The 23,624-nt window shown below is 68.0% G+C and carries 19 protein-coding genes, 1 tRNA gene and 6 pseudogenes; 8 read left to right on the top strand and 18 right to left on the bottom strand.

Translation table 11 applies throughout. The features are described from left to right. Nucleotides 1-4: 4 nt before the first annotated feature. The 6 genes and pseudogenes from ABTX62_RS25500 to ABTX62_RS25470 all read right to left on the bottom strand — a co-directional run bounded on the left by ABTX62_RS25500 (nt 5) and on the right by ABTX62_RS25470 (nt 7,266). On the bottom strand, nt 5-1,657 hold the full coding sequence (locus tag ABTX62_RS25500; protein WP_352118382.1) for an extracellular solute-binding protein: 1,653 nt from the start codon (nt 1,655-1,657) through the stop codon (nt 5-7). 17 nt (nt 1,658-1,674) lie between these two features. Next, nucleotides 1,675-2,562, bottom strand: a complete 888-nt coding sequence (locus ABTX62_RS25495) for a carbohydrate ABC transporter permease (RefSeq protein WP_352118381.1) — start codon at nt 2,560-2,562, stop codon at nt 1,675-1,677. Next, nucleotides 2,559-3,413, bottom strand: coding sequence for an ABC transporter permease (locus ABTX62_RS25490; protein WP_352118416.1), 855 nt, complete (start codon nt 3,411-3,413; stop codon nt 2,559-2,561). Before ABTX62_RS25490 ends, ABTX62_RS25495 begins: the two co-directional genes overlap by 4 nt. A gap of 367 nt (nt 3,414-3,780) precedes the next feature. After that, nucleotides 3,781-4,293, bottom strand: a complete 513-nt coding sequence (locus ABTX62_RS37955) for an RICIN domain-containing protein (protein ID WP_502998013.1) — start codon at nt 4,291-4,293, stop codon at nt 3,781-3,783. Nucleotides 4,294-4,511: 218 nt separating this feature from the next. Continuing rightward, a pseudogene (locus ABTX62_RS37950) lies at nt 4,512-5,338 on the bottom strand (right-handed parallel beta-helix repeat-containing protein); the annotation flags it as partial. A 74-nt stretch (nt 5,339-5,412) separates the two neighbouring features. Next, nucleotides 5,413-7,266, bottom strand: coding sequence for a rhamnogalacturonan lyase family protein (locus ABTX62_RS25470; protein WP_352118379.1), 1,854 nt, complete (start codon nt 7,264-7,266; stop codon nt 5,413-5,415). 435 nt (nt 7,267-7,701) lie between these two features. On the opposite strand from ABTX62_RS25470, the gene ABTX62_RS25465 reads away from it, so the two are divergent. From ABTX62_RS25465 to ABTX62_RS25455, 3 genes and pseudogenes are all read left to right on the top strand, one after another. Beyond that, a complete protein-coding gene (locus tag ABTX62_RS25465) occupies nt 7,702-8,277 on the top strand; it encodes a GDSL-type esterase/lipase family protein (protein WP_352118378.1) in 576 nt (191 codons plus the stop codon). 63 nt (nt 8,278-8,340) lie between these two features. After that, nucleotides 8,341-8,672 (top strand): annotated as a pseudogene (locus ABTX62_RS25460) (hypothetical protein); the annotation flags it as partial. Nucleotides 8,673-8,788: 116 nt separating this feature from the next. Beyond that, entirely contained in the window at nt 8,789-10,357 is a 1,569-nt protein-coding gene (locus ABTX62_RS25455) for a CocE/NonD family hydrolase (RefSeq protein WP_352118377.1), read from the top strand. Between the two features lie 222 nt (nt 10,358-10,579). On the opposite strand, the gene ABTX62_RS25450 is transcribed toward ABTX62_RS25455, so the two are convergent. Both ABTX62_RS25450 and ABTX62_RS25445 read right to left on the bottom strand, forming a co-directional pair. Continuing rightward, on the bottom strand, nt 10,580-11,323 hold the full coding sequence (locus tag ABTX62_RS25450) for an amino acid ABC transporter ATP-binding protein (protein ID WP_352118376.1): 744 nt from the start codon (nt 11,321-11,323) through the stop codon (nt 10,580-10,582). Between the two features lie 140 nt (nt 11,324-11,463). After that, nucleotides 11,464-11,871 (bottom strand): DUF6278 family protein, encoded by a 408-nt coding sequence (locus ABTX62_RS25445; RefSeq protein ID WP_283971149.1) that lies wholly within the window; start codon nt 11,869-11,871, stop codon nt 11,464-11,466. Between the two features lie 330 nt (nt 11,872-12,201). On the opposite strand from ABTX62_RS25445, the pseudogene ABTX62_RS25440 reads away from it, so the two are divergent. Next, nucleotides 12,202-12,636, top strand: a pseudogene (locus ABTX62_RS25440) (GDSL-type esterase/lipase family protein); the annotation flags it as partial. A gap of 49 nt (nt 12,637-12,685) precedes the next feature. Here the strand turns inward: ABTX62_RS25440 and ABTX62_RS25435 are convergent. From ABTX62_RS25435 to ABTX62_RS25410, 5 genes and pseudogenes are all read right to left on the bottom strand, one after another. Further along, the gene (locus ABTX62_RS25435; protein WP_352118375.1) at nt 12,686-13,480 is read right to left on the bottom strand and encodes an exodeoxyribonuclease III; all 795 of its coding nucleotides are present in this window, start codon (nt 13,478-13,480) and stop codon (nt 12,686-12,688) included. A 52-nt stretch (nt 13,481-13,532) separates the two neighbouring features. Continuing rightward, complete coding sequence (locus ABTX62_RS25430) at nt 13,533-14,168, bottom strand: MBL fold metallo-hydrolase (RefSeq protein WP_352118374.1); 636 nt, start codon at nt 14,166-14,168, stop codon at nt 13,533-13,535. 34 nt (nt 14,169-14,202) lie between these two features. Further along, nucleotides 14,203-15,510 (bottom strand): bifunctional 3-oxoadipate enol-lactonase/4-carboxymuconolactone decarboxylase PcaDC, encoded by a 1,308-nt coding sequence (pcaDC, locus tag ABTX62_RS25425; protein ID WP_352118373.1) that lies wholly within the window; start codon nt 15,508-15,510, stop codon nt 14,203-14,205. Nucleotides 15,511-15,542: 32 nt separating this feature from the next. Beyond that, nucleotides 15,543-16,639 (bottom strand): annotated as a pseudogene (locus ABTX62_RS37945) (IS110 family RNA-guided transposase). A 712-nt stretch (nt 16,640-17,351) separates the two neighbouring features. Further along, nucleotides 17,352-17,555, bottom strand: coding sequence for a cold-shock protein (locus ABTX62_RS25410; protein ID WP_266963435.1), 204 nt, complete (start codon nt 17,553-17,555; stop codon nt 17,352-17,354). A gap of 235 nt (nt 17,556-17,790) precedes the next feature. Here ABTX62_RS25410 and ABTX62_RS25405 point away from each other — a divergent pair, with 235 nt between their 5' ends. Further along, complete coding sequence (locus ABTX62_RS25405) at nt 17,791-18,063, top strand: hypothetical protein (protein ID WP_352118370.1); 273 nt, start codon at nt 17,791-17,793, stop codon at nt 18,061-18,063. Nucleotides 18,064-18,248: 185 nt separating this feature from the next. Here ABTX62_RS25405 and ABTX62_RS25400 read toward each other — a convergent pair whose 3' ends face one another. The 4 genes from ABTX62_RS25400 to ABTX62_RS25385 form a co-directional block, all read right to left on the bottom strand. Beyond that, nucleotides 18,249-18,374: a hypothetical protein gene (locus ABTX62_RS25400; protein ID WP_352118369.1), complete on the bottom strand. Its 126-nt coding sequence runs from the start codon at nt 18,372-18,374 to the stop codon at nt 18,249-18,251. Nucleotides 18,375-18,526: 152 nt separating this feature from the next. Further along, nucleotides 18,527-18,600 (bottom strand) — tRNA-Met (locus ABTX62_RS25395). A gap of 133 nt (nt 18,601-18,733) precedes the next feature. Then, the gene (locus tag ABTX62_RS25390; RefSeq protein WP_352118368.1) at nt 18,734-19,627 is read right to left on the bottom strand and encodes an IS3 family transposase; all 894 of its coding nucleotides are present in this window, start codon (nt 19,625-19,627) and stop codon (nt 18,734-18,736) included. Then, nucleotides 19,624-19,929, bottom strand: a complete 306-nt coding sequence (locus tag ABTX62_RS25385; RefSeq protein WP_352118367.1) for a transposase — start codon at nt 19,927-19,929, stop codon at nt 19,624-19,626. Before ABTX62_RS25385 ends, ABTX62_RS25390 begins: the two co-directional genes overlap by 4 nt. A gap of 29 nt (nt 19,930-19,958) precedes the next feature. On the opposite strand from ABTX62_RS25385, the pseudogene ABTX62_RS25380 reads away from it, so the two are divergent. Beyond that, nucleotides 19,959-20,441 (top strand): annotated as a pseudogene (locus tag ABTX62_RS25380) (IS630 family transposase); the annotation flags it as partial. Between the two features lie 261 nt (nt 20,442-20,702). Continuing rightward, entirely contained in the window at nt 20,703-21,548 is an 846-nt protein-coding gene (locus ABTX62_RS25375) for an EamA family transporter (protein WP_352118366.1), read from the top strand. 175 nt (nt 21,549-21,723) lie between these two features. On the opposite strand, the pseudogene thpD reads toward ABTX62_RS25375, so the two are convergent. Next, a pseudogene (gene thpD / locus ABTX62_RS25365) lies at nt 21,724-22,625 on the bottom strand (ectoine hydroxylase). Between the two features lie 64 nt (nt 22,626-22,689). Here thpD and ABTX62_RS25360 point away from each other — a divergent pair. Next, nucleotides 22,690-23,622, top strand: coding sequence for a LysR family transcriptional regulator (locus ABTX62_RS25360; protein ID WP_352118365.1), 933 nt, complete (start codon nt 22,690-22,692; stop codon nt 23,620-23,622). The last annotated feature ends 2 nt before the right edge of the window (nt 23,623-23,624 follow it).

Below are 23,624 nucleotides of genomic sequence, written 5' to 3'. Positions count from 1 at the left end.
CCACTCAGGTGTTGGCCGCGTAGTCCTCGGCGTATTCCTCGGCCATTCTGTCGCCGCCCCGGCTCCGCCACTTCTTCACGGCCGCGTCCCACTCGGACATGGGCAGACGCCCGGCGATGATCCCGGTGACCGTGTCGTCCAGGAAGGTCTTGAGGGTGGCGCCCTGGGAGTTGTTCGTCGCGGACTGGAGGCCGAAGGAGGCGTCGCGGATGGCGTGCGGTACGACCTTGCGCTGCCAGGCGTGCAGGGCGCGCACGGCGTCGGGCATGCCGGGCACGAACAGCACCTGGGGGCCTTCGGCGAGGTACTTCAGCGGCAGGTTGGTGTTGTTCTCGACCTCGCCGAGCTTGGTGAACTCGGGCGATCCGTCCCTGCCGCGGGTGAAGTGGACACCCTCGACGCCGTAGTGGACGAGTTCCCACTCCTTGCTGCCGAAGGGCGCGGCGAGGTAGTCCAGGATGCGCAGCAGCAGTTCTATGCGCTCCTTCTTCGCCTGCTTCAGGACGGTGTAGCCGAAGGAGCGGCGGGCGGCGACGATGCCGCCGGGCTCGCCGCCGACGCTGTACGGCAGGGCCGCGGCGGGACTCATCTTGCCCTGTGATTCCCGGTACTTGGGCAGGTAGGCGCCGAATCCGTCCTGCATGGAGCCGACGGTGCCGTTGTAGTACAGGGTCGTCAGGTCGATCTGGGAGATGGACGTGGCGTCGGGGTGGTAGGAGCCGTTCTCGCGCAGCTGCGCCTGGAAGGCGATGGACGCCTTGTAGCGCTCGTCGGCTGCGGCCGGCAGGAAGGTGCCGTCCTTGGTGACGGCCCAGCGCTGAGGCGCGTTGTGGGCGGCGGAGTGGAAGCCGTTGCCGAACAGGGAGCCGTTGGCGGCGCCCAGCATGTACGTCCTGCCGCGGGTGCCCCGCCGGGCCACGGCGGTGAAGTCCTCGGCGGTCCAGCCCTCCTTCATGCCCGCGTCGGCGAACATGTCCTGGTTGATCCAGAGGGTCGAGCCGGGCAGCGGGCGTTCCAGCGGAATGCCGTGGATGCGGCCGCCGATGCGGCCCATGTCGCGCCAGGCGTGGGTGGGGATGCCCGCGAGGTTGGGGTAGTCGGCGATCGCGTCGCCGGAGAGGTACGGCGTGAGGTCCTGGGCGCGGCGCCGCACGAACTGCGCCTCACGCGGCAGGGTGAAACCGGCGAACAGGTTGATGATGTCGGGCAGGGCGTCGGCGTCGCCGGCCATGACCGTCGCCATCTTCTTCTGGTAGTCGGCCTGGGAGATGATCGTGTACTCGATCTTCACGCCGAGGGCCTTCTCGACGGCGGCCCAAAAGCGGTTCTGGGAGGCGGGCTTGGGCGGGGTGCCGAAGGAGACGGTCATGACGCGGACGGTGGAGCCGTCGCCCGGGGCGCGGGAGACGGACTTGACCAGGTCGGACGGGTAGGTGGTGTAGCCGGCCTGGACACCGGCGTCGGTGGGGGCCAGGTCGGGCTCGGGCCCGGCGGCGGGCCGGTAGGCGGGCCAGGGGGCGAGCTTCTTGCCCGCGTTGGAGACGTCTCCGTCCCCGGAGTCCGAGGAGGAGCAGGCGGTCAGCAGACCGGGGACGGAGACGGCGGCACCGCCCACTGCCATGGAGCGCAGGAGGGTGCGTCGGGACATGCGGGGCATGGGTGAACCACCTCGTGTCAGCTCTTGATGGCGCCGGTGAGCACGCCCTTGGTGAAGTACTTCTGGAGGAACGGGTAGACGAGCAGGATCGGCACCGTGGCGATCACGAGCACCGCCATCTGCACGGTCTGCGGAGCGGTGACGGTGGCTTCGCCGGTGGTCGCGTCGGTGAGGCCGGCGCCGGACACCACATAGGTACGCAATACCTGCTGGAGCGGCCAGTGGTCGCTCTCCAGATACAGCGAGGCGTAGAACCAGGAGTTCCAGTAGGCGACGGCGTAGAACAGGCCGACGACGGCGAGTGCGGCCTTGGACAGCGGCAGCACCACCGACACCAGCACCCGCCAGTCCCCCGCCCCGTCCAGCCGGGCCGCCTCGTACAGCTCCTCGGGGACCGACTGGAAGAAGCCGCGCAGGACGACCAGGTTGAACACATTGACCAGGACGGGCAGGACGAGGGATGTGTACGAGTCGAGCAGGCCGAGTTCCTTGACGAGCAGGAAGCTCGGGATCATGCCGGGCGGGAAGAGGAACGTGAACAGCACCAGCAGCAGGACCGGTCTGCCGCCGAAGACGCCCGGGCGGGACAGCGCGTAGGCCAGGCTCACCGTGCAGGCGAGGCTCAGCAGGGTGCCCGCGATCGTGACACCGGCGCTGACCCCGAGGGCGTGGGTGACGATGCCGCCGTCGAAGATGTCGCGGTAGGCGTCGAGCGAGGGGTCAGTGGGCCACAGCACCCAGCCGCCGTTGTCGACGACCTCCCGGGTGGACGCCAGAGAGGTCGAGACGATCACCAGGAACGGCACGCACACCAGCAGGACGACCGCGGCGAGGGCGAGGGCCTTCGCGGCCTGGGTGAGCGGCCGGGGCTTCTCCATCCAGCCGGGCCGGGCTGACGCGCTCACTTGTAGACCCCCTGTTCACCGAGGCGGTGGGCGACCTTGTTGGCCGCATAGACGAGGAGGGCGCCGACGACACCCTTGAACAGGCCCGCGGCGGCGGCGAATCCGTAGTCGCCGCCGACGATGCCCTGGTAGTAGACGAAGGTGTCGATGACCTCGGCGGTCTGAGGTCCGACCGCGTCGCGTTGCAGCAGCATCTGCTCGAAGCCGACGGAGAGGATGTCACCGAGCCGCATGATGAGCAGCAGCACGATTACCGGGCGGATGGCGGGCAGGGTGACGTGCCAGAAGCGCCGCCAGGGCCCGGCGCCGTCGATGGCGGCGGCCTCATACTGCTGTTCGTCGACCTGGGCGAGCGCGGCGAGGAAGATGATCGTGCCCCAGCCGGCGTCCTTCCAGATGACCTGGGCGACGACGAGCGGCTCGAACGCGTCCGGGTTGCCGATGATGTCGACGGAGTGCAGACCGGCCCCGCTCAGGCCGCTGTTGAGCAGGCCGGTGTCCCCCAGCACCTGCTGGAAGAGCGCGACGACGATCACCCAAGAGATGAAGTGCGGCAGATACGCCACCGATTGCACGAACCGCCGCACCGAGCTCCAGGTGAGCGTGTGCAGCAGCAGGGCGAGGCCGAGCGGCACCGGGAAGTAGAAGACCAGCTGGAGGACGGAGATCCAGAGGGTGTTGAGGACCGAGTCCCAGAACGCCGCGTCCTCGAACATGCGCTGGAAGTTGCCGAGGCCCACCCAGGGGCTGCCCCACAGGCCGTCGAACGGCACGTACTCCTTGAACGCGATGACGTTGCCGACGAGCGCGCCGTAGTGGAACAGCAGGAAGTAGGCGACCCCGGGCAGCATGAGCAGGAACAGCGCCCGACTCTGAAAACCTTTACGCTTGTTCTGCACCCCATCGGGATCACATCGACCGGGACTCACTCCCTTCACACCTGCTCGTTCCCGTAAGGCAGTTGCCACGGCTCCCCCTCACCTCGGCGCGTCCGGTGAAGGGAAGCTAAAACGTTTTCACTACCCGGTCAACACTTCTGACACAGCGCTCAACACTTCCGGCGACGACGGGACTTCGGGGTCCGCGCGGACGTCGTGGAGGGGTCGGGTCGTGGAAAGGGTGTCTCATCGAACCCGTCAATGTGGTGGCGAGGGTTGTCGGCGCCATGTCGGGGCACCGCCCGCCCTGTTGCCCGAGCGGTGCTCCGACAGGTCCCGGTCAGGCGCGGCGGCGGGTGAAGCGCTGGTTGGGGTTGCCGCTGTAGGTGTACTGGGAGATTCGGGCGCCGTCGGCGGTCGAGTATTCCCAGACATCCATCGCCAGGCCGGACTCCCGGTTCACGAGGCTGATCACGCCACCGCCGTGGTCGACCACGCGCCACTGCTGACTGGTGGCGCCGGTGTCGGCCTGTTGGACGACGTCCGCGCCGGTCGCCGTGCCCGTGGGCTGGAGGAACAGGCCACTGTGCAGTGCCTTGACGCGGACGTGGCCGTTGCCGGCGTCGAGGAACTCGAACTGCTGGTTGGGGCGAGTGTTGGTGGTCCGCTGAACCAGTTGTGCGCCGGCGGCGGTGGAGGCCCCGTTGATGTCGGCGGCCTTGCCGCTGTGCTGGGCCAGCAGGGTGTAGAGGCCCGGGCCGCCGGGCGAGTCACCCAGCTGGGCTTCCCACCTGGTGTTGGACCCGGACGCGTCGGCAGGGAGGCGGTCCCGTGCGGCGGTGTCGCCGTACATGGTCCAGCGGGCCCAGTCGACGACGGTCCTCGGGAAGCGCTGGTCGCTCCAGAAGCTGGTGTGGCTGCCGCCGACGAAGGTGAGGAACGCCTTGGGCCAGGTGATCTCCGAGTACGCCTGCCGGGCCGAGGAGTACTGCGTGGTCGAGTCCCGGTCGCGGCGTAGAAGCCGGCCGCCTTGTTGAGGAACGCCACCGAGGAGCGGACGGTGTGCTTCGGCGCGTCGGCTTCGTAGTCGCCGCCGTAGCCACCCGACTTGAAGCCGGCCCCGTTGCCGGAAGGCGTCGTCGTCCCCGGCACGTACCCGTTGCGCCAGGCCCACGAGCTCTCGATGATCACGGGAGAGTAGGTGGAGATGAGATCGAACCCGTCATCGGCGTTCCACCACGATCGGCAACCCCGGAACACGTTCGCGGGGCGGCCGGACGGCGTGTAATGCGCACGGAACCCATCGGCGTTTTCACCGGGCCCGTCACTGCTGCGCAGGTCGTAGTTGTCGTGCGAGTCCGAGTTGAGGACGAGGTTGCCGCCCCCGCCGTTGATGAACAGGCCGGTGGCCATGTGGTGGCGGATGTTGATCTGCTCGAAGATGTTGTTGCTGCCCGAGTCCAGACGCCCCAGGACTCGGCGTTCCGGTTGTTGTTCTGGGGAACGCCCTTGACTTCCAGTCCTTTGAGGTGGATCCAGCTGCCGGTGACGCTGAAGCCCTTGATGCGGCAGTTGTCCGTCATCCGCGAGAAGTCGAAGACCGGCTTCTCGCCCGGCTGGGCCCAGTACCGGATCGGGTTGCCCGAGCTGCCGCTCTTGTTGAGGGTGATCGCGTCGACCCTGGCGGTCTGGCTCGGACAGGCGCTGTTCGCGCGGGTGTAGGCGTAGGTGCCGCACCGGAAGTAGACCGTGTCGCCCGCCTTGGCGACGGCCTGTGCACGGGCGATCGATGCCCACGGAGCGGCCTGCGTACCCGCTGCTCCGTCGTTCCCGTTCGGGGCGACGTAGTAGGTGTTTCCGGCCGCCGCGGCGCTCGCGGACGCCGAGTCGTCGACCATCGCGATGGAGCTCGCCGTGACCACCGAGAGCAGGAGGGCGGCAGGGGGGGACGAACTTAGCGGTCCTCACGGTGTCAGCTCCCGGAGTAGGTGATCTTCGGCCGGGGTGGCCGGGTCATGCCGGCACCGAGGAAGTAGTCGACGTGGTGGGACTGCATGTATCCCTTGAGCGTCATGGCGTTGCGGTAGGCGGGGTTGTGCGCGAGCGTGTACAACCTGGTGCTTGTCGGGTGATCGGTGGTGAAGATGATCAGCTGGTTGTGGCTCGCGTTGGTGTACACGGCCTCCTCACGCCAGTCGCCGAGGATGTCGCCGTAGAAGGTGGGCTGGACGTTCTGGCTCGCGTCGACCGCTCCGTAGTCGGAGGTGGTGAGCAGCCGCGCCAGGCTGTTGCTGGGCTTGGGGTTGTTCGGGTTCCACTTCTCGAACTTGCCGTCGTTGAGCAGTTCCATCGTGATGTCGCCGTCCCACCACAGACCCAGCTGCGGCCAAGGACGCAGCGAGGTGTTCGGTTCGGTGAGACGGTTGGCAGGTGCGTTGTAGAGGCCTGAGAAGGACCAGACCTCCATGCCGGGGAACCGCGGGTCGATGTCGCCGGCCATGCCGCGTCCCACGTCGGCGGTGCCGGACGCGGTGTGTCGCCAGATGATGGAGCCGTTGGTGGCGTCGTAGTAGTACTCGCGCAGACCGCTGGGGTTGTCCTGCTGGACGCCGTAGCCCTGCAGGCCTGGACGGTTGGGGTCCATCTTGGCGATGTGGAAGCGGTCGCCGTGGATGACGCCCGCGGGGCCCAGGGAGTACCGCAGGGTGCCGTCGCCGTTGAGTACGAATCCGATCTCGGCGACCTCGTCGGTCCCGTCGCCGTTGACGTCGATGACGCGGGTGTTGTGCCCGTCGGGTGTGTTCTGGTTGCCGCGCAGCCACTTCCACTGCCGGGTCAGGGACTGGCCGGTGAACTGCCAGGCGCCCATCATGAGGTTGAACGCCCCGTTGCCCCTGCGGTTCTTCATGAAGGCGACCAGACTGGGCCGGGAACCGTCGAGGTAGCCCACACCGAACCGGGCGTACATCGGGCCGTCCGCCAGGTAGTCCGTCGGCACGGGAGCGGTCGCGCGAGGCGCCCCGGTCATGCCGTCGAGAATCGCGATGAACTGGCGGTTGTCGTCGCTGTGGGTGAAGGTGGTGCCGTTGCCGAAGCGGACACCGTTGGCGATCCGCACGGCGACCTCGGCTCGGCCGTCGCTGTCGAAGTCGTAGACGGTCACGCCGTCGTTGTGGCCGACGTCGATGGTGGACGATCCGCCTTCGATGTTGTTCTGGTTGGTGCTGTTCGGGCCCATGTCGACCGACCAGAGGAGCTGCCCGTCGCGCCGGTAGGCCTCGAGAGTCTGCGGCGACGTCTGGCGATCCAGGACGAAGTCGTACTCACCGTCGCCGTCGAGGTCGCCGACCCAGACGAACTTCACCGGGCCACCGGCGCGCAGCGGTACGCGGACGGCCGGCTCGACGGCGTGGTTGGCGGTCAGGGTGAAGGCGCCGCTCGGGGGCTGCTCAGCGCCGTTGATCACGGGCCGTACCCGGTAGCTGTTCGACCGGGTCAAGTCGGCCGTCGAGTCGGTGAAGTTGGTGCCTCCGGTCAGGACCGCGGAGTTGAGCTTGACCTCCTGGCCTGAGGCGGTGGACCGGTACACGTTGAACCCGATGCCGTCCGGATCGAGTCCCAGCAGTCGCCAGGAGACGAGAACGCTGGTGTTGCTCGACCGCACGGCCACGACTCCGCGGCCGAGGTTCTCCATCGGTCTGGCGGCCGCCGCCGCGACGCCGTCCGTGGGCGTCGCGGCACCGGCGTCGACTGCGAGCGTCGTAGCCGCGACGGACAGGAGTACGGCTGTGGTTCCGGCTAACGAGACCTTGATGGAACGTTTCATGGATCCTCCCGTGCAGTGCAGGGCAGGGCAGTTGACCCCCCTCGGCCGCGATTGCGCCGGTACGGCCGCCTGGCCCGTCGGAGTGGTGGGGGGAGCGACGGGAAGGTTCGGGCATCGGAGCCCTCCGCCCAAGACGGTGTTGAAAACGTTTACTATCCTGATGGCATGATCGTGTCAAGACTCGCCGTCGTTCTCCATTGCCAGCACTGGTATTGCTCGTGCTGCGACGCCACCATAAGCTCCGGTCATTGATGCAAACGCTTTAACCGATGCTCCCCCGGGCGACGGGTTGCTGTCTCCCTGCACGGGTGGCCGGTTCGCGGGGTCCAACCCCCAGGTGTCGGCCGTCTCGGTGAAGCCGACGGCCCAGCCGATGGTCGCCTACCTGGCCGGTGACTCAACCGTGTGCGACCAGCTGATCGCCCCGCACGCCGGATGGGGCCAGATGATCACGCCTTTGCGTCCCGGCGCTGTCGTCGCCAACTACGTCGACTCGGCGCTGTCGTCGCCAACTACGTCGACTCCGGAGAGAGTTCGGGCGGCTTCCGGAGCAACTCGGCGCTCTTCCCGACCCTGCTGTCGAAGGTCAGGGCGAACGACGCGGTCTTCATCCAGTTCGGCCACAACGACAAGCAGACCAGCGCATCCGCCTTCCGGAGCAACCTCACGTCCATGATCACGCAGGTCCGTGCGAAGGGCGGCGTCCCGGTCCTGGTGGCCCCGCCGGTCCGCCGGCACTTCAACGGCAACCGGCTCACACCAACGGCGCTGCATGTCAACGGCGTGGGCGTGAACCTGCCCGCCGGGATGCGCTCGCTCGGCGCGGCGCACAACGTGCCGGTGGTCGACCTGACCACCAAGAGCAAGACGCTGGTGGAGTCCCTCGGCCCGTCCGCCTCCGCGCAGCTCTTCCTCCGCTCCTGCGTCGACGGCGTCACGGACAACACCCACTTCTCGCAGTACGGCGCGACCCAGTTCGGCGGGCTGGTGCTCCAGAGCATCCGGGAGTAACGCCTGCCCCTGGCCGCATACCTGCGCTGACTGACGCGCGGCGGCGCCCGTCCCCGGGAGAGAACCAAGTATGCGCTGCCGGCCCGGCTCACCCGGGGGACCGCAGCGACGCCCGCCCCGTGTTCCTCTTCTGCGGCCGGCGGGCCATCACCAACCAGGCGGCCACCCGCTACCTCACGCGCCACCACGAACGCCGGTCCCGCACGTACGACACCGGGGAGTTCGTGCTGCTGCTCAAGGTGATCAGCTCGCAGGCGTACGGTTCGGACGTCGTCGAACCGGTGGAGGACGTGACGCGAGCGGCACGGACCCCACTGCCCGCCGCGACGGCGACGGCGACGGCGACGGCGACGGCGACGGCGACGGCTCCACGCAATACACACCGCGCCTCCTGAAGCCCTCCACTGCTCAACAATCGTTACTGGCACGTAACTTACCGACAGGTTACCCCTGGTAAGCCACCGAGGTTACCGTTCGGTCACTTTGCATTGACACGAGTGAGGAGTGACCCGTGGGACCCCACCGCAAGGCCCTGCGCACCACCGCCGTAGGCGCCGTCTCGGCGACCCTGGTCGTCGGCACCGCCCTCGGATTCGCCCCCACCGCCCAGGCGGCACCTCACCCCGTCCGCTTCGTCGACATCGCCGGCGACGGCGGCACCGTCCTCAAGGCCAACGTCGTCACCCCCGCCGGCGCTCGTGACGGCAACCGCTACCCGCTGCTCGTGATGCCCACGAGCTGGGGACTGCCCCAGATCGAATACCTGGCCCAGGCCCAGAAGCTCGCCGACTCCGGGTACGTCGTGGTCACCTACAACGTGCGCGGCTTCTGGCAGTCGGGCGGCGAGATAGAAGTGGCCGGCCCACCCGACGTGGCCGACGCGTCGAAGGTGATCGACTGGGCACTGGCCCACACCCCCGCGGACGCCGGGCACATCGGCATGGCGGGAGTGTCCTACGGCGCGGGCATCAGCCTGCTCACCGCCGCACACGACCGGCGGGTCAGGGCGGTCGCCTCGCTCAGCGGCTGGGCCGACCTGACCGGCTCGATCTACGCCGGGCGCACCCAGCACGTCCAGGGCGCCGCCCTGCTGGACGGCGCGAGCGTGGTGACGGGCCGCCAGAGCGCGGAACTACGGCAGACGTTCGACGACTTCTACAGCTCCAACCTGGCCAAGGAACCCGAGCTCATCGCCTGGGGGAAGAAACGTTCCGCTGCGACCTACGTCGACCGGATCAACCGGAACGGCCCGGCGATCATGCTCGCCAACGCCTGGGGCGACAGCGTCTTCCCGCCCAACCAGTACGCCGACTTCTACGAGAAACTGACCGGCCCCAAGCGCCTGGAGATGCGGCCCGGTGACCACGCCACCGCCGAGCTGACCGGTCTGTTCGGGCTGCCCAACGACGTGTGGAAGAACACCGAGCGCTGGTTCGACCACTACCTCCGGGGCGAGGACAACGGCATCGACCGTGAACAGCCCGTCCAGCTCAAGTCCCGCTCCGCGGACGGCTACGAGGGCTACCCGGACTGGAAGTCGGCCGGGGCCACCCACCGGAAGATCGCCCTCGCGGGCACGACCACGATCCGCGCCAACGTGAACTCGGGGGCGGACGGCGGGGTCGTCTTCCTGTCCAGCATCCTCGACCAGGTGGCGAAGGTGCCGCCGCTGGCCTCGATCCCGCTGATCCCCCGCCGCTGGGCGGCCGTCTGGCAGTCCGAGAGGTACACCTCGACCCAACGGGTGCGCGGCACGGCCACGTTGCACTCGACCCTCACCCCGACCAAGGAGAGCGGCACCCTCGTCGCCTACCTGTACGACGTGGGGCCGCTCGGCCTCGGCAAGCTGGTCACCAACGCGCCGTACACCTTCCACGGGCGCACCCCCGGAAAGCCGTTCGGCGTCGACCTGGAGCTGTACTCCACGGCCTACGACGTCCCGGCCGGGCATCGCCTCGCCCTGGTCGTCGACACGGTCGACCCGCTCTACATCGAGCACAACCCGTCCGGCGCGCAGCTGACCTTCTCCTCACCGGCGAACGACCCGTCGTACGTGTCGGTTCCGCTGCGCGAGCAGTGATCTCCGGCTGCCGCCGGACGGGCCTGGCCGATGTGAACCGCCGCCCCCATGGGCTTCGGGCCGTGGGGGCAGCGCCCGGTGGGAATGTCCCGCGGACCGGGCGGGCGGTCTGCTCACCCCTGGCGGGATCGGCGGCCTTCGGTGAAGTCCCCCTCTCCGACAGGGATGAAGGGCACATCGTAGTCGAGGTCCGATCCGATGAGCCGTCCGGTGCCTGCTCCTTCAGTGCTTGAGGATCTTGGAGAGGAAGTCCTTGGCGCGGTCGCTGCTGGGATCGGTGAAGAACTCGTCGGGGGTACGGTCCTCGACGATCCGGCCGTCGGCCATGAAGACGACGCGGTTGGCGGCCGAGCGGGCGAAGCCCATCTCGTGCGTAACGACGACCATGGTCATGCCATCGCGGGCGAGTTGCTTCATGACCTCCAGCACCTCGTTGATCATCTCCGGGTCGAGGGCCGAGGTCGGCTCGTCGAAGAGCATCGCCTTGGGCTCCATGGCCAGGGCGCGGGCGATCGCCACGCGCTGCTGCTGGCCGCCGGAGAGCTGCGCCGGGTACTTGTCCGCCTGGTCGGCGACACCGACCCGCTCCAGGAGTTCCCGGGAGCGCTTGTCGGCGTCCTCCTTCTTGCGTCCGCGCACCTTGACCTGCCCCAGCGAGAGGTTCTCCAGGACCGTCTTGTGGGCGAAGAGGTTGAACGCCTGAAAGACCATGCCGACGTCGGCGCGCAGCCGGGCCAGCGGCTTGCCCTCCTCCGGCAGAGGCTGCCCGTCGAGGACGATCTCCCCGGACTCGATGGTCTCCAGACGGTTGATCGCCCTGCAGAGGGTCGACTTCCCCGAGCCGGACGGGCCGATGACCACGACCACCTCCCCCCGGCCGACGATGAGGTTGATGTCCTGAAGGACATGCAGGTCCCCGAAGTGCTTGTTGACGTCACGCAGCTCGATCAGCGGCTCGACGGCCATGCTCAGCCCTACTCACTCTCAGCTGTGTGGTGGTTGCCGCAACGTATCCAGGCAAGATCGCGGTTGTCGGGCGACACGCACTTTTCGATCATTAGCCGTATTTACGTCGGACGTTGGGCCAACGGGTGCCGTCATGAGGCTCACGACTCCGCGACTTCGGCGTACAGCTGCGACAGCTCGGGGACCCCGTTGACGGCCCACTCGTGCCCGGAGTCCACCACGTCGAACTCCCGGCCGGAGGTCAGCCGTACGACCGGCTGCCCGTCGGACCGGATCTCCCAGGCGGCCCCAGGCACGGTGCGTACGATGACGGTGCCGAGGTAGAGCCCGGCGTCGTTGCCGAGCCAGTGCAGGGTCTCCTCGTCGTCCCGCCAGCGCGGCACGAGCTGGTCCAGCGCTTCGAGGGAGGCCGCCGAGTCGTCCAGCCGGACCCCCTCCCGGTACGCCTGGGAACGGAGCAGTTCGCACTCGGCGAGGAGTTCCGCGATGCCTGCGGGATCGGGGAATCCGATCTTCTGGCGCCGGTTGCCCAGGAAAGGGATGTTCATACGTCCAGCGTGTCATTCGTACCGCCGTATGCACCACAGGGCGCGCGGGCCCGCCGATCCGGGCCGCTCAGGCCGAGTTCACGCGGCGCGCGTTGACGCGGCCCCTGCGGTCTCCCTGACTTCACCGTGCGTCTTGCGTCCCGGCCCTGTTCACCTCTGCGGTTTCGTCCCTGCGTTTCGTGTTGTCGCGTCGTGTGTCGCTGAGCGGGAGGAGTCGGCCGGCCGACTCCTCAGGCAGGACACCGTCCCGCGCTACGGCGTGCTGAACCTCGGCGTCTCGGGAAACCGCGTGGTCACCGACCGCTATCCCGGCGACGGGGTGTCCACGGACACGGCAGGGGTGAGCGCCCTGCACCGCTTCGACCGGGACGTCCTCGCCAGCCGACGGCGCGCACCGCCGTCGTCTTCGAGGGCGTCAACGACCTGCGGTGGGGCACCTCGGCTCAGCAGGTGATCGATGGGCTCCGCGACCTCGCGGCGCGCGGGCACGCCCGCGGACTGCGGATGCTCGCGGCGACGATCCTGCCCTGCGAGGGCGAGGCGTGGTGCACGCCCGCCGTCGACACCGAGCGGGTCGCGGTGAACGAATGGATCCGCACCGGCGGGGTCTTCGACGGGGTGCTCGACTTCGACGCGGTGGTGCGTGACCCGCGGCGGCCCTCCCGGAGACTGCCCGACCACGACAGCGGGGACCATCTGCATCCGGGCGACGCGGGGCTGACCGCCCTGGCGGACTCGGTCGACCTGCGGCTGCTGCGGCCCTAGCCTAGGAAGATACCAACCACCAGGCGATATCACCCAACGTAACGAAGCACTACTTGACGTCCAGGTCAAGATCCAGGTCGACGACCACGGGCGCGTGGTCCGAGGCGCCCTTGCCCTTGCGCTCCTCGCGGTCCACGTACGCGTCGCTGACCGCCTTCGCGAAGGGTGCGTTGGCGTACACCAGGTCGATGCGCATGCCGCGGTTCTTCGGGAAGCAGAGCTGGCGGTAGTCCCAGTACGTGAACGGGTGCTCGTACTTCAGGGGCCGCGGGACCACGTCCGACAGGCCGGCCTCGCGCAGGGAGGCCAGGGCGGCGCGCTCGGCGGGGGTGACGTGGGTGGAGCCCTCGAAGAAGGCGGGGTCGAAGACATCGTCGTCCGTCGGCGCCACGTTGTAGTCGCCCATCACCGCGAAGGGACGGCTGCCCGCCGCGTCACCGGCGACGGCGGCCTTGAGGGCCTCGAACCACTGGAGCTTGTAGGCGTAGTGCGGGTGGTCCACCTCACGGCCGTTCGGCACGTAGACCGACCAGACGCGGAGCGGGCCGCAGGTCGCCGAGAGGGCGCGGGGCTCCACCGAGCCGTCGAACCCGGGGTCGCCGGGCAGGCCCTTGACGACGTCCTCGAGGCCCACGCGGGAGAGCACCGCCACGCCGTTCCACCGGCCGGTGGCGTGGACGGCCGACTCGTAGCCCAGCTCGCGCAGTTGCTCCGCCGGGAACTGCTCCTCGGCGACCTTGGCCTCCTGGAGGCACAGCACGTCCGTGCCGCTGCTCTCCAGCCAGGTCAGAAGCCTCGGCAGGCGGGCGGTGATCGAGTTCACGTTCCAGGTCGCGATGCGCATGTCCCACAACCTACCCGGAGGGTCCGACAACGCGGCCGGGCCCCGTGACGGCCTAGATATCCGCGGAGTCTCCGGGCGTCAGCCGCAGGTGCTCCGAACCTCCGAGCTGCCCGATCTGGCGGTCGTAGATAGGGCGGGCCAGGTCGGTGAGGAGGGCGTCGTGGACGTCGTAGGCGCGCTGCGGCCTCACCTCGCGCACGTAGTCGATGACCTCGGAGATCTTGCTCCAGGGGGCCATCACGGGGAGCATCAGCGTCTCGACCGGGTGATCGGGGACGGTGAGGGCGTCGCCGGGGTGGAAGACCCTGCCGCCGTCGACGAGGTAGCCGACGTTGGTGACGCGCGGGATGTCCGGGTGGATCACCGCGTGGAGTTCGCCGTGGACCTGGACGTCGAAGCCCGCGGCATCGAAGGTGTCGCCGTGGCCGACGGTGTGGACGCGGCCGGGGAAGGCGGAGGAGATCTTCTCCGCGACGGCCTTCAGGGTCCAGATCTCGGCGGCCGGGTTGTTCTCCATCGCGGCCCGCAGCCGGAACTCGTCGAAGTGGTCGGGGTGCTCGTGGGTGACGAGGATCGCGTCGGCGCCGAGCGCGGCGTCCTCCTCGCTGAAGGCACCGGGGTCCAGGACGAGGGTCCGGCCGTCCTTCTCGAGGCGGACGCAGGCGTGCGACATCTTCGTGAGCTTCATGACTCCATCCTGCCTCCGTGCCCCGGCGCGGGGCTCACTCCTGGGGCGTGGTCTCCTCGCGGATGACCTGCTGGGCCACCTTGAAGGCGCTGTTCGCGGCCGGTACACCGCAGTAGACGGCCGCCTGGAGCAGCACTTCCTTGATCTCGCCGGGGGTGAGGCCGTTGCGCAGGGCGGCTCTGGTGTGGAAGGCCAGCTCGTCCAGGTGACCGCCGGCGACCAGGGCGGTGAGGGTGACACAGCTGCGGGTACGGCGGTCCAGTCCGGGACGGTCCCAGATCTCGCCCCAGGCGTAGCGGGTGATGAACTCCTGAAAATCCCCGGAGAACTCGTCGGCCTGGGCCAGCGCCCGGTCCACGTGCGCGTCGCCCAGCACCTCGCGGCGGACCTTGAGCCCGGCGTCGTACGGGTCGGGCCGGCCCTGGGGCTGCTGCGGTACGGCGCCCGGGGCGATCTCGGCGACGGGCCCGGTCTGCGGGGGCTGCGGCGAGGCGGGAGACAGGACCGGTCTGAGGGCGGCCGGGGGCAGGGCGGTCAGGCCGGTGGAGGTCTCGAAGGCGGGCTGCCAGGCCGTGGAGAAATGCCGCACCAGCAGGTCGGTGACCGCGGTGGGCTGCTCCACCGGGACCAGGTGGGAGGCGCCGGGGACGACGGCGAGGCGTGCGTCCGGGATGCCGGCGACCAGCGTACGGGCCTCGGCGGGGCCGGTGACCTGGTCGTCCGACCCGACCAGAACCAGGGTCGGTACGCCGACCCGCCCGAGCTCGGGACGGACGTCGAACGAGGCGAGCGCCTCGCAGGAGGCGATGTAGCAGCCGGGGTCGGTGGTGCGCACCATCTGCACGGCCCACTCGGTGATCGCGGGCTGCGCGGCGGCGAACCCGCCGGTGAACCAGCGCTCGGGCGCGGTACGGGCGATCGGGTCGAGGCCGTTGGTGCGGACGATCACACCTCGCTGCCGGAACTCGTCGGCCGTGCCGAAGCGGGGGGAGGCCGCGATCAGCGCGAGCGAGGCGAGCCGCTCGGGGTGGCGCAGGGCCAACTCGATGCCGACGGCACCGCCGAGCGCGCAGCCCGCGTAGCCGAAGCGCTGCACGCCGAGCCCTTCGAGGGTGGCCAGCAGCCGCGTGGTGAGATCGCCGACCGATCCGGCCGGGTACGCGGGAGCGCCGCCGTGACCGGGCAGATCGAACCGGAAGACCCGCCAGTGCTTGATCAGCTCGGGAATCTGGCGGTCCCACATGTGCCATGTGGTACCCAGGGAGGGACCCAAGATCAGGACGGGAGCCTCTTCTGGCCCGTCAAAGCGGTATTGCAGGGTGTTCGACGGTGTCTCACTCACGCCTCAGACCCTCTCACGTATCAGGGACGCCCCTATAACGCGGGGGTGCGGGCAACCGGTCTGACCAGGTTGAATACCTCGCGGGCTGCGTATCGCTTGAGGCATCGGATGATCTCGCGTCGGGTCTTGCCTTCCTGGGTGCGGCGTTCGTAGTACGCCTGGGTGCGCGGGTCGTGGCGCAGGCGGGTGAAGACGATGCGGTGCAGGGCGGCGTTGGCCTGCCGGTCGCCGCCGTAGTTGAGCCGGCGCGTGCTCCGCCGGCCGGAGGAGTACTCGATGGGGCTGACTCCGCAAAGGGCAGCAAAGGACGCCTCGGTGTTCAGTCGCTCGGGGTTGTCTCCCATGGTGATCAGGAGAGTGACGGCGCTGTCCGGGCCGATGCCCACCTGCTCGAGTAGCTGTGGGGCGTGGCGTTCGACGAGCCGGGTCAGGCGTTGGTTCAGCTCGTCGATCTGAGCGGTGAGCTGCTCGATTCGCTCGGCGAGCATGCGCAACGTCAGGTGGGTGGCCTGGCCCACCGTGTCCTCATCTCCCCCACCGTCGTGCGGGCGAGGTGCGCGCAGGTGCGGAACAGCTCGCGGTTACCCAGGCTCGACAGCCGTTCCCGCAAGGCCGGTTCGGCGATGACTAGGACGGCCTTGAGCTGGTTGATCGCCTGGGTACGGGCCTTGACCGCGGAGTCCTTGGCGAGCTTGAACAACCGGGCACTGTGCACCGGACCGTCGCCGGACTTGGCCCGGGCCCGGGCGCGGCCACTGAGCACGGCCCGCGCGGCGGCCTGTGCATCGAGCGGGTCCGACTTCCCCAGCAGCCGGCGGGCCGAGCGATCGGGCCGATTGACCTCATATACCTCGACCTGCTGCGCCAGCAGGTAGCGGGACAGCCCCGCACCGAAGGTGCCGGTGCCCTCCACACCGGCCCGGCGCACCGTCCCCCGTTTACGGGCCCACACGAGCAGCCGCCGGTAGCCGGCCGCCGTCGCGGGAAACGACTCTGTTCCCAGGACCTTCCCCAGCGGGGACACCACGGCGGCGACATGCACCTCGCCGTGCGTGTCCACACCCAGCACGACCTCCCGCCGAACGGGAGGATCCGTGCTCGAGGAGGTACTGCTCTGTCGGCTCGTCATGGTGGTCCGCCTCCCGCGTGGTGACATGCTTGGTGGATGGCACCGGCCTGCTCAGGCGGTCTGAACCGTGATGGCGCCGGATCGTCGGCAAGGCCCCTATAGGGACACGCCCTGTGGCTCGGTACCAGCAGAGACCGTCCCGCAACGGCAATCGACAAGTCCGTGACTGGACACTTCGGTCATAGATCTCATGAGTCAGACCCCCGCCCGGGACGGCACTGCGCAACCGTCCCATTGGCCCCGGCACACCGGCACGAACCGATCACAGTCGCATGACTTCGAACGAACCGGCGCTCAACCTGGCTTTGACGGGCTGACGCTGTGTTGACTACTCGCCCATTCGTGACCGGCATTGACGAACGGCTAGTGGCCCTGCGGAGCCATCACCGCAGGCGCGGGGTCGACTCGCCCGACCCGAAATGAACAACGACCCTGGCCGGCCAGAGTTCCACGAACCGGAAGGTAGTCCTCGGCCCGACTCCGCCACCGCGTTATCGCTGTCGACGGTCGATCCGCCGCAGTCCACCTCCGTCCGGAACTGCCCTGTCACCTGCCTAGCGCCGTCGTACCGGCAGTTCCGCGCACTGTTCCCGCCAATGGCTCGTGGGGACACGCGAGACACCGATCGACTCTGGTCCGCTGACCACTGCGGCAGACGGGAAGGGCCCGGCGTCCCGAAGCCGGGATGCCGGGCCCTTACCGAGGCGCGCGATCAGGCGGGGCGGATGTTCTCCGCCTGCGGGCCCTTCTGACCCTGTGTGATGTCGAACTCGACCTTCTGGCCCTCCTGCAGCTCGCGGTAGCCCTGGCTGGCGATGTTGGAGTAGTGGGCGAAGACGTCGGGGCCGCCGCCCTCCTGCTCGATGAACCCGAAGCCCTTCTCGCTGTTGAACCACTTCACTGTGCCCTTGGCCATGACTGTCTCCTTTGAGGGAAACCGGGCACGCACCCTGCGCGACCGGGAGGTGATCGCCCTGGTCCGGAGAGGCGCTGAACAGCAAGAACGCCCGTGATGGCGATCACGGGCGAACGGAACTTCGGAACCACGACTGCTGATCACAACGCTATAACGGCATGATGGAAGCCGCTAGCGGAAACGCGCCAGCATCCGGCCCGGAACGAAGGGCTGGATCGCCCGTGAGGCTCGACCGATGGTGATCAAGCAGTTCCGCGCCCTTCTGACACAAGGCGGCGAGGCATGGCTCCCCGCCGCCGACTGTTTTCCGGGTGGGCCTCACCGATCATGCGTGACCGGCCCCTCCTCAAACGAAGGCGGATCAGGTCGCCCGGGCCATGCGCTGCCAAGCGGCGAACTTGGCCACCTCGACGCCTTCGCGCTCAAGGTGATCGAAGACAAGGCGGCGGACGATAGCGAGGCAGGTCGGCAGTGCCTGCTCAAGGCGGGCGCGGCCGGCGTTCGATGAGATGGCCACTCTCGCAGCGGGCTCCGGCGCGGGCAAGAGAGGCGACCTTGCCAACGGCGCTGCAGCGTCGGAGAGTCTGCCACCACCTGCTTGGGGTGCGACCAGCGTTGAAGGCGGTAGCCGGTGACGAGCTCGGCGAGGATGCCGACAATGCGGTCCACGGAGTTCCCGGTGGCGCACCACCGTCAGTGGGCGGTGATCGAGGTCGCCGGACCGGTGACCATGACGCTCCAGCCGGTACCGGTGTGCGGGCCGATGTGGTCGGCCTGGTAGATCACGACCTCGGTGACGGCGGTGTGGTGCAGGAGCACCGATCCGCTGTGGTCGCCGAAGCCATGAGGCCGGTTTTGCGTAAGCGCGGGCGCTGGCTGGTGTGCGACCGCGGTGCCGGTTCGCCGAGAGCCAGGTCCGAACCGGCACACAGCAGTGAAGGCCCGGTGGACACCGGGCCTTCACGTCTGAGTAGCGGGGACAGGATTTGAACCTGCGACCTCTGGGTTATGAGCCCAGCGAGCTACCGAGCTGCTCCACCCCGCGTCGGTACGGTGAACTGTACGGCACCCATCGGGATCGGCCCAATCGACTTTCGCCTGCGCCCGGAGTTGGGCCGACTGCCATGATCGACCGACATGCCCACTGAACTTTCCCCGTGATGCTGGACACTCGTTGCTTACGCTGCGAGGGCGTGTTTGTGCTCGTGTCGTTGTCGGATCTCCAGCAGGGTGAGGTAGCCCCAGGCCGGGTGCTTCCGCAGTCGTCTGCGGTTGTAGAAGGTCTCGATGAAGGCGAAGATCTCCGCACGGGCGGTGATCCGGTCGGGCCAGTGGAGGGTGCCGATCTCTGCTTTGAGCAGTGCGAAGAAGCTCTCGGCTGCGGCATTGTCGTAGCACGAGCCGGTTCGGCCCATGCTCTGACGCAGGCCCAACCTGCTTATTTCCCGGCGGAGTTCGTCGGAGGTGTACTCCGATCCGCGATCGGAGTGTGCGATGCAGCCGGGCTGAAGCCGACCGCGTCCGGCGGCCATCGTCAGCGCGTCGACGACCAGGGATGCGCGGTGGTGGTCGGCCATCGAGTAGCCGACGATCTCGCGGGTGGCCAAGTCCAGCCAAGTCGCCAGATACAGCCAGCCCTCATCGGTGGGGATGAAGGTGATGTCACCGACCAGTTTCCGGCCCGGGGCGTCGGCGGTGAAGTCGCGGCCGATCAGGTCCGCGGCAGGCACGGCCTTCTTCGCCGGACGGGTCAGCGACCGGCGCTTGCGCCGGGTGACTCCGGTGATGTCGCGCTCACGCATGATCCGCTCCACACGCTTGCGGTTGACCCGCCGGTTCAGCCTGCGCAGCTCGGCGTGGATACGCGGCACTCCGTAGGTGCGCCGGGAGGCCAGGTGCAGCACGATGATCTCGTGGGCCAGGGCGTCGTCGGCGGCCCGGCGGGCGGCTCGGGCTCGCTCGCCGGCCTGCCAGGCGTAGAAGGAGGACCGCGCCACCTTCAGTAGCCGGCACAACAGAGCAACATTGTGGGTGGTCTTCTCCGCCTCGATGAACGCGTACACCTCGCTCATCGATCGCTCTCCTTCGCGAAGAAGACCGCCGCTTTTCGCAGCACCTCGATCGTCTCGGCCTGCTCACGGTTCTGCCGACGCAGCCGACTCAGCTCTTCCCGCTCCGCGCTCGTCAGCTCGCCCGACGCCCCTTGACCGCGGTCGATCGTGTCCTGCTTGACCCAATTCCGCAGTCCCTCGGCACTGACCCCGATCTCCCGGGCCACCTCGGTGACGGTCTTCCCGGAGGAGCGTACGAGCGCGACCGCGTCCCGTTTGGACTCCTCCGTATACCGCCTGCTGCGATTGCTCTTGCTTCCCACCTGGCGCTACTTCCTCTGGAACCTCACGTCCCAGTCTCCAGGTGTCCAGCAGCAAGGGGAAGCTTCAGTTCGCGGCGCTGGACATCGCCACCGGGAAAGTGATCGGCAAGGTGTCCGCCCGTCATGCCGCCGAGGACTTCCGTGACTTCCTGGACCTGCTCGACCACGAGGTGGAGTCCGGCCTGGCACTCCACGTGATCTGCGACAACCTCTCCGCGCACAAGGCGCCGGTCGTTCACAAGTGGCTGGTGGCCCACCCACGTTTCGCTCTGCACTTCACACCCACGTACTCGTCGTGGATCAACCAGGTGGAACGCTGGTTCGCGGAACTGCAGCGCCGCTGCCTGGAGCGCGGGGTGTTCTGCTCAGTCGACGCGCTCCAGGCAGCCCTGGAGAAATGGATCGAGGTCTGGGACGAACAGGCCCGACCGTTCCGCTGGACGAAGACAGCCGACCAGATCATCGACCGGATCTGCCGCTACTGCGACAGGATCTCCGGACCAGCTCACTAGAACTGAGGGACAAGTAGCTTTGCGTAGTCCGTGACTATGGGTGCCGGCCGGTGCCCGGGGCACCGTCTCTTGCCGCTGTCCACCAGACCACCCGACAAGGGCATGGGGGCGTGCACATTTTAGGCAAAAGTGAACGTTTACGTTTAGAAGATTTAGAGATTCCTTAGCTCCGCGGGCGGGGACGCGGCTGATATGGGCATACACGCGGCACCAGACGAACTGCGCGAACCTGCGGCGAGTACAGCACTTCCTCGACGGGCCATGACCGCCCGCATTCCGGCCCCGCTCCTTGTCGTGGGCAGCGTCGTGAGCATCCAGGTCGGACAGGCATTCGGGAAGCATCTGTTCGGAGCCGTTGGGCCTTTGGGAGTTGTCTTCCTCAGGCTGGCTTTGACCGCGGTGGTGCTCGGTCTGGCGTGGCGGCCGGCTTTACCCAAGAATTGGCGGGCTCGGGGGCTGATCGTGGCCCTGGGCACCGCGATCGCCGGTATGAACGTCATCTACTTGGCGCTAGAGCGTCTTGATGTGGGAGTAGCCGTCACGCTGCAGTTCTTGGGGCCACTGGCACTGGCATTGATCGGCTCGCGACGCCTCATGGACTTCCTCTGGGCCGTCTTGGCGTGGATTGGGGTCTTCTTGTTCACGAACGCCGGTGGTGGGAGCGAGCTCACTCTGTCGGGAGCAATCTTCGCGTTGGTGTCCGGTGCCTCCATGGCGATCTATGTAGTGCTGAACAAGAGGGCCGGTGCAAGGACATCCGATGGCAGCTACCTGACGTATGCCGTCGCGTGGGCGGCTGTTCTCTCCTTGCCGACCGGTGTGTGGGAGGGTGGCGCGGAACTGCTCGAACCATCGATACTGGCAGCGGGTCTGGGCGTGGCGCTGCTGTCGGCAGCGATTCCGTACACCCTCGACATGGCTGCGTTGCGGCGTCTGCCGCCGCGGACCGTAGCTGTACTCGAGAGTCTGGAGCCGGCCGTTGCGGGCCTGGCCGCAACGGTGGTGCTGGGTGAGATCCTCGCCGCAGTGCAGTGGGTGGCCATCGCGTGCGTGGTCGCTGCGTCGATCGGCGCTGTGTGCACGCCCAAGAAGACATCGAAGCGGTAAGGCAGCGGGGCTCACCGCGGGAACCGAGTTCGTCGAGGACCGGAGGGTGGAGCTTCGCCCACGTCCTGGTGGTCTTGCACCACTCGGTGAAGCGCCGGTGAGCTGTCCTTCCCGACGTCTCAACGACGCGGACGCCGCGGGCGTGCCCCCAAAAGGGTGCACGCCCGTCACTTGTTTACCGAGGAATGGGAGTGAAGTCGCGGTTGCCGAGGTACTGCGGCCGGGGCTGCGGGGCCGCATAGGGCTCTTCCAGGTGTTTTCGGTGCTGTTGTAGACGATGAAGATGTTCGAGCGCGGGTAGGGGGTGATGTTGCCGTTGGACCCGTGCAGGATGTTGCAGTCGAACATGACGGCGGAGCCCGCCGGGCCGGTCACCTGGTGGATGCCGTGCTCGTTCGCCATGCGGGTCAGACTGTCGTGGTCGACCGAGCCCACGGTAAGGCGGTGGACCCGCAGGGATTCCTTGTGGTAGTCGGGCGGGGTTTCGCCGACGGACGGGATGAACGTCTTGTGGGACCCGGGCATGACCATGAGAGGCCCATTGAAGTCGTAGTTGTCCGTGAGACCGATGGAGATACTGAAGGCCCTGGGACGGGGCATACCGTCCTCGGAGTGCCACGTTTCGAAGTCCGAGTGCCAGTCGAACTCGGCTCCTCCGAAGGCGGGCTTGTAGTTCACACGGCTTTGGTGCACGTACACATCCGAGCCGAGTACCTGCCTGGCGATGTCGGCCAGCCGTGGCGAATGGATGAGGTCGGCGAAGACAGCGCTGATCTTCTGCGCCTCGAAAACCGAGCGGATCTCGTTGGAGTCCGGTTCACGCACTACACGGTCGGTTCCGTGAAGGCTCGTGTCCTGGCTGAGGCGCCGCAGTTCCCCACGGTAGTGCTCCACCTCCTCAGGTGAGAGGAGGGCGTCCAGGACGAGGTAGCCGTCGCGGTCGTACTGCTCGAGCTGATCCCGGCCGAGGGGGCCTTCGGCGGTGGACCAGACGGTCGGGTCCTCACGGCGCTGAGGCCGGGGTTCGCTGACAGTGCGCGTCGGGTAGTGGTCGATCCGTCGAGTGGTCGTTGTCACGTTGTCCTCCAAGTGCGGGCGAAGCGGTCTGGAGACCTGGCCAGGGTCGTGTACTAGTGGAGTCATGATCGACTTGCGGCGGTTACGGGTCCTACGGGCTGTTCATCAGCACGGGACGGTCACGGACGCGGCGTCGGCACTGCATCTGACAGCTTCGGCTGTCTCACAGCAGATCCAGGCGCTCTCCAAAGATCTGCAGGTCGTTCTGCTGGAACGCGACGGGCGGCGGGTGCGGTTGACGCAGGCCGCTCATGCGCTGCTGCGGCACGCCGATGTTCTCTACGCCCAGTGGGAGGAAGCCACAGCCGAACTCGCCGGCTACGGGAGGGGCGCGGGCGGCCTGGTACGGATGAGCGCCTTCCCGACGGCGTTGACGGCGCTGCTGGTGCCGGCTGCACTGTCCATTCAGCAGGAAGACCCGGCGATGAGCGTCGAGATGAGCGAAGCGGAGTCGTCGGAATGCTTCGACTTGCTGCTCGGCGACCGCATCGACATCGCGGTGGTCGTACCCCTGCCTGGCAGTCCAACACCGATGGATCAGCGTTTCGACCAGCAGCCGCTCGCCGATGACCCGCAAGACCTCATCGTTCCCGAAGGGCACCGTCTGACCGACCGGGGCCCGATCGAACTGGCAGAGGCGGCGGATGAAACTTTCATCGCCGCTCCGGGCAGCATCGACCAGCACCAGCTGATCCTGGCCGCGTGCCAGGCGGCCGGTTTCTCGCCTCACATCGTGCACCGGGCACAGGAATGGAACGCCATCCTGTCGTTGGTCGCGCATGGCTTCGGCGTGAGTCTGCTGCCCCGGCTGGCTCCCATCCCTTTGGGAGTTCCGGTCGTGCGCGTTCCCTTGCGCGGTTCTCCCGTACCGGTCAGGCGACTGGTGACGTGCATCCGCAAGGGCAGCCAGGGGCAGCCGGCGGTGGCGCGCGGGCTTGCGGCGCTGCGCCGGGCCGCCGCGTCTCGCAGTGACATCAACGTGCTGGCCGCCGAGTGAGG

Origin of the sequence: Streptomyces sp. NPDC096046, from assembly GCF_040303285.1 — a bacterium.
GTDB lineage: Bacteria > Actinomycetota > Actinomycetes > Streptomycetales > Streptomycetaceae > Streptomyces.
Note: the sequence above shows the minus strand (reverse complement) of the source record. Positions and strands in the feature narration are given on the sequence as shown.

Coding starts and splice junctions, on each gene's coding strand:
- ABTX62_RS25470 (WP_352118379.1), bottom strand. CDS start 7,266: ATGAAACGTTCCATCAAGGTCTCGTTAGCCGGAACCACAGCCGTACTC.
- ABTX62_RS25465 (WP_352118378.1), top strand. CDS start 7,702: ATGGGGCCAGATGATCACGCCTTTGCGTCCCGGCGCTGTCGTCGCCAA.
- ABTX62_RS25430 (WP_352118374.1), bottom strand. CDS start 14,168: ATGAAGCTCACGAAGATGTCGCACGCCTGCGTCCGCCTCGAGAAGGAC.
- ABTX62_RS25390 (WP_352118368.1), bottom strand. CDS start 19,627: ATGAGCGAGGTGTACGCGTTCATCGAGGCGGAGAAGACCACCCACAAT.
- ABTX62_RS25375 (WP_352118366.1), top strand. CDS start 20,703: ATGACCGCCCGCATTCCGGCCCCGCTCCTTGTCGTGGGCAGCGTCGTG.
- ABTX62_RS25360 (WP_352118365.1), top strand. CDS start 22,690: ATGATCGACTTGCGGCGGTTACGGGTCCTACGGGCTGTTCATCAGCAC.
- ABTX62_RS25410 (WP_266963435.1), bottom strand. CDS start 17,555: ATGGCCAAGGGCACAGTGAAGTGGTTCAACAGCGAGAAGGGCTTCGGG.
- ABTX62_RS37955 (WP_502998013.1), bottom strand. CDS start 4,293: ATGTACGGCGACACCGCCGCACGGGACCGCCTCCCTGCCGACGCGTCC.
- ABTX62_RS25405 (WP_352118370.1), top strand. CDS start 17,791: ATGGTGATCAAGCAGTTCCGCGCCCTTCTGACACAAGGCGGCGAGGCA.
- ABTX62_RS25500 (WP_352118382.1), bottom strand. CDS start 1,657: ATGCCCCGCATGTCCCGACGCACCCTCCTGCGCTCCATGGCAGTGGGC.
- ABTX62_RS25490 (WP_352118416.1), bottom strand. CDS start 3,413: ATGCTGCCCGGGGTCGCCTACTTCCTGCTGTTCCACTACGGCGCGCTC.
- ABTX62_RS25435 (WP_352118375.1), bottom strand. CDS start 13,480: ATGCGCATCGCGACCTGGAACGTGAACTCGATCACCGCCCGCCTGCCG.
- ABTX62_RS25450 (WP_352118376.1), bottom strand. CDS start 11,323: ATGGCCGTCGAGCCGCTGATCGAGCTGCGTGACGTCAACAAGCACTTC.
- ABTX62_RS25445 (WP_283971149.1), bottom strand. CDS start 11,871: ATGAACATCCCTTTCCTGGGCAACCGGCGCCAGAAGATCGGATTCCCC.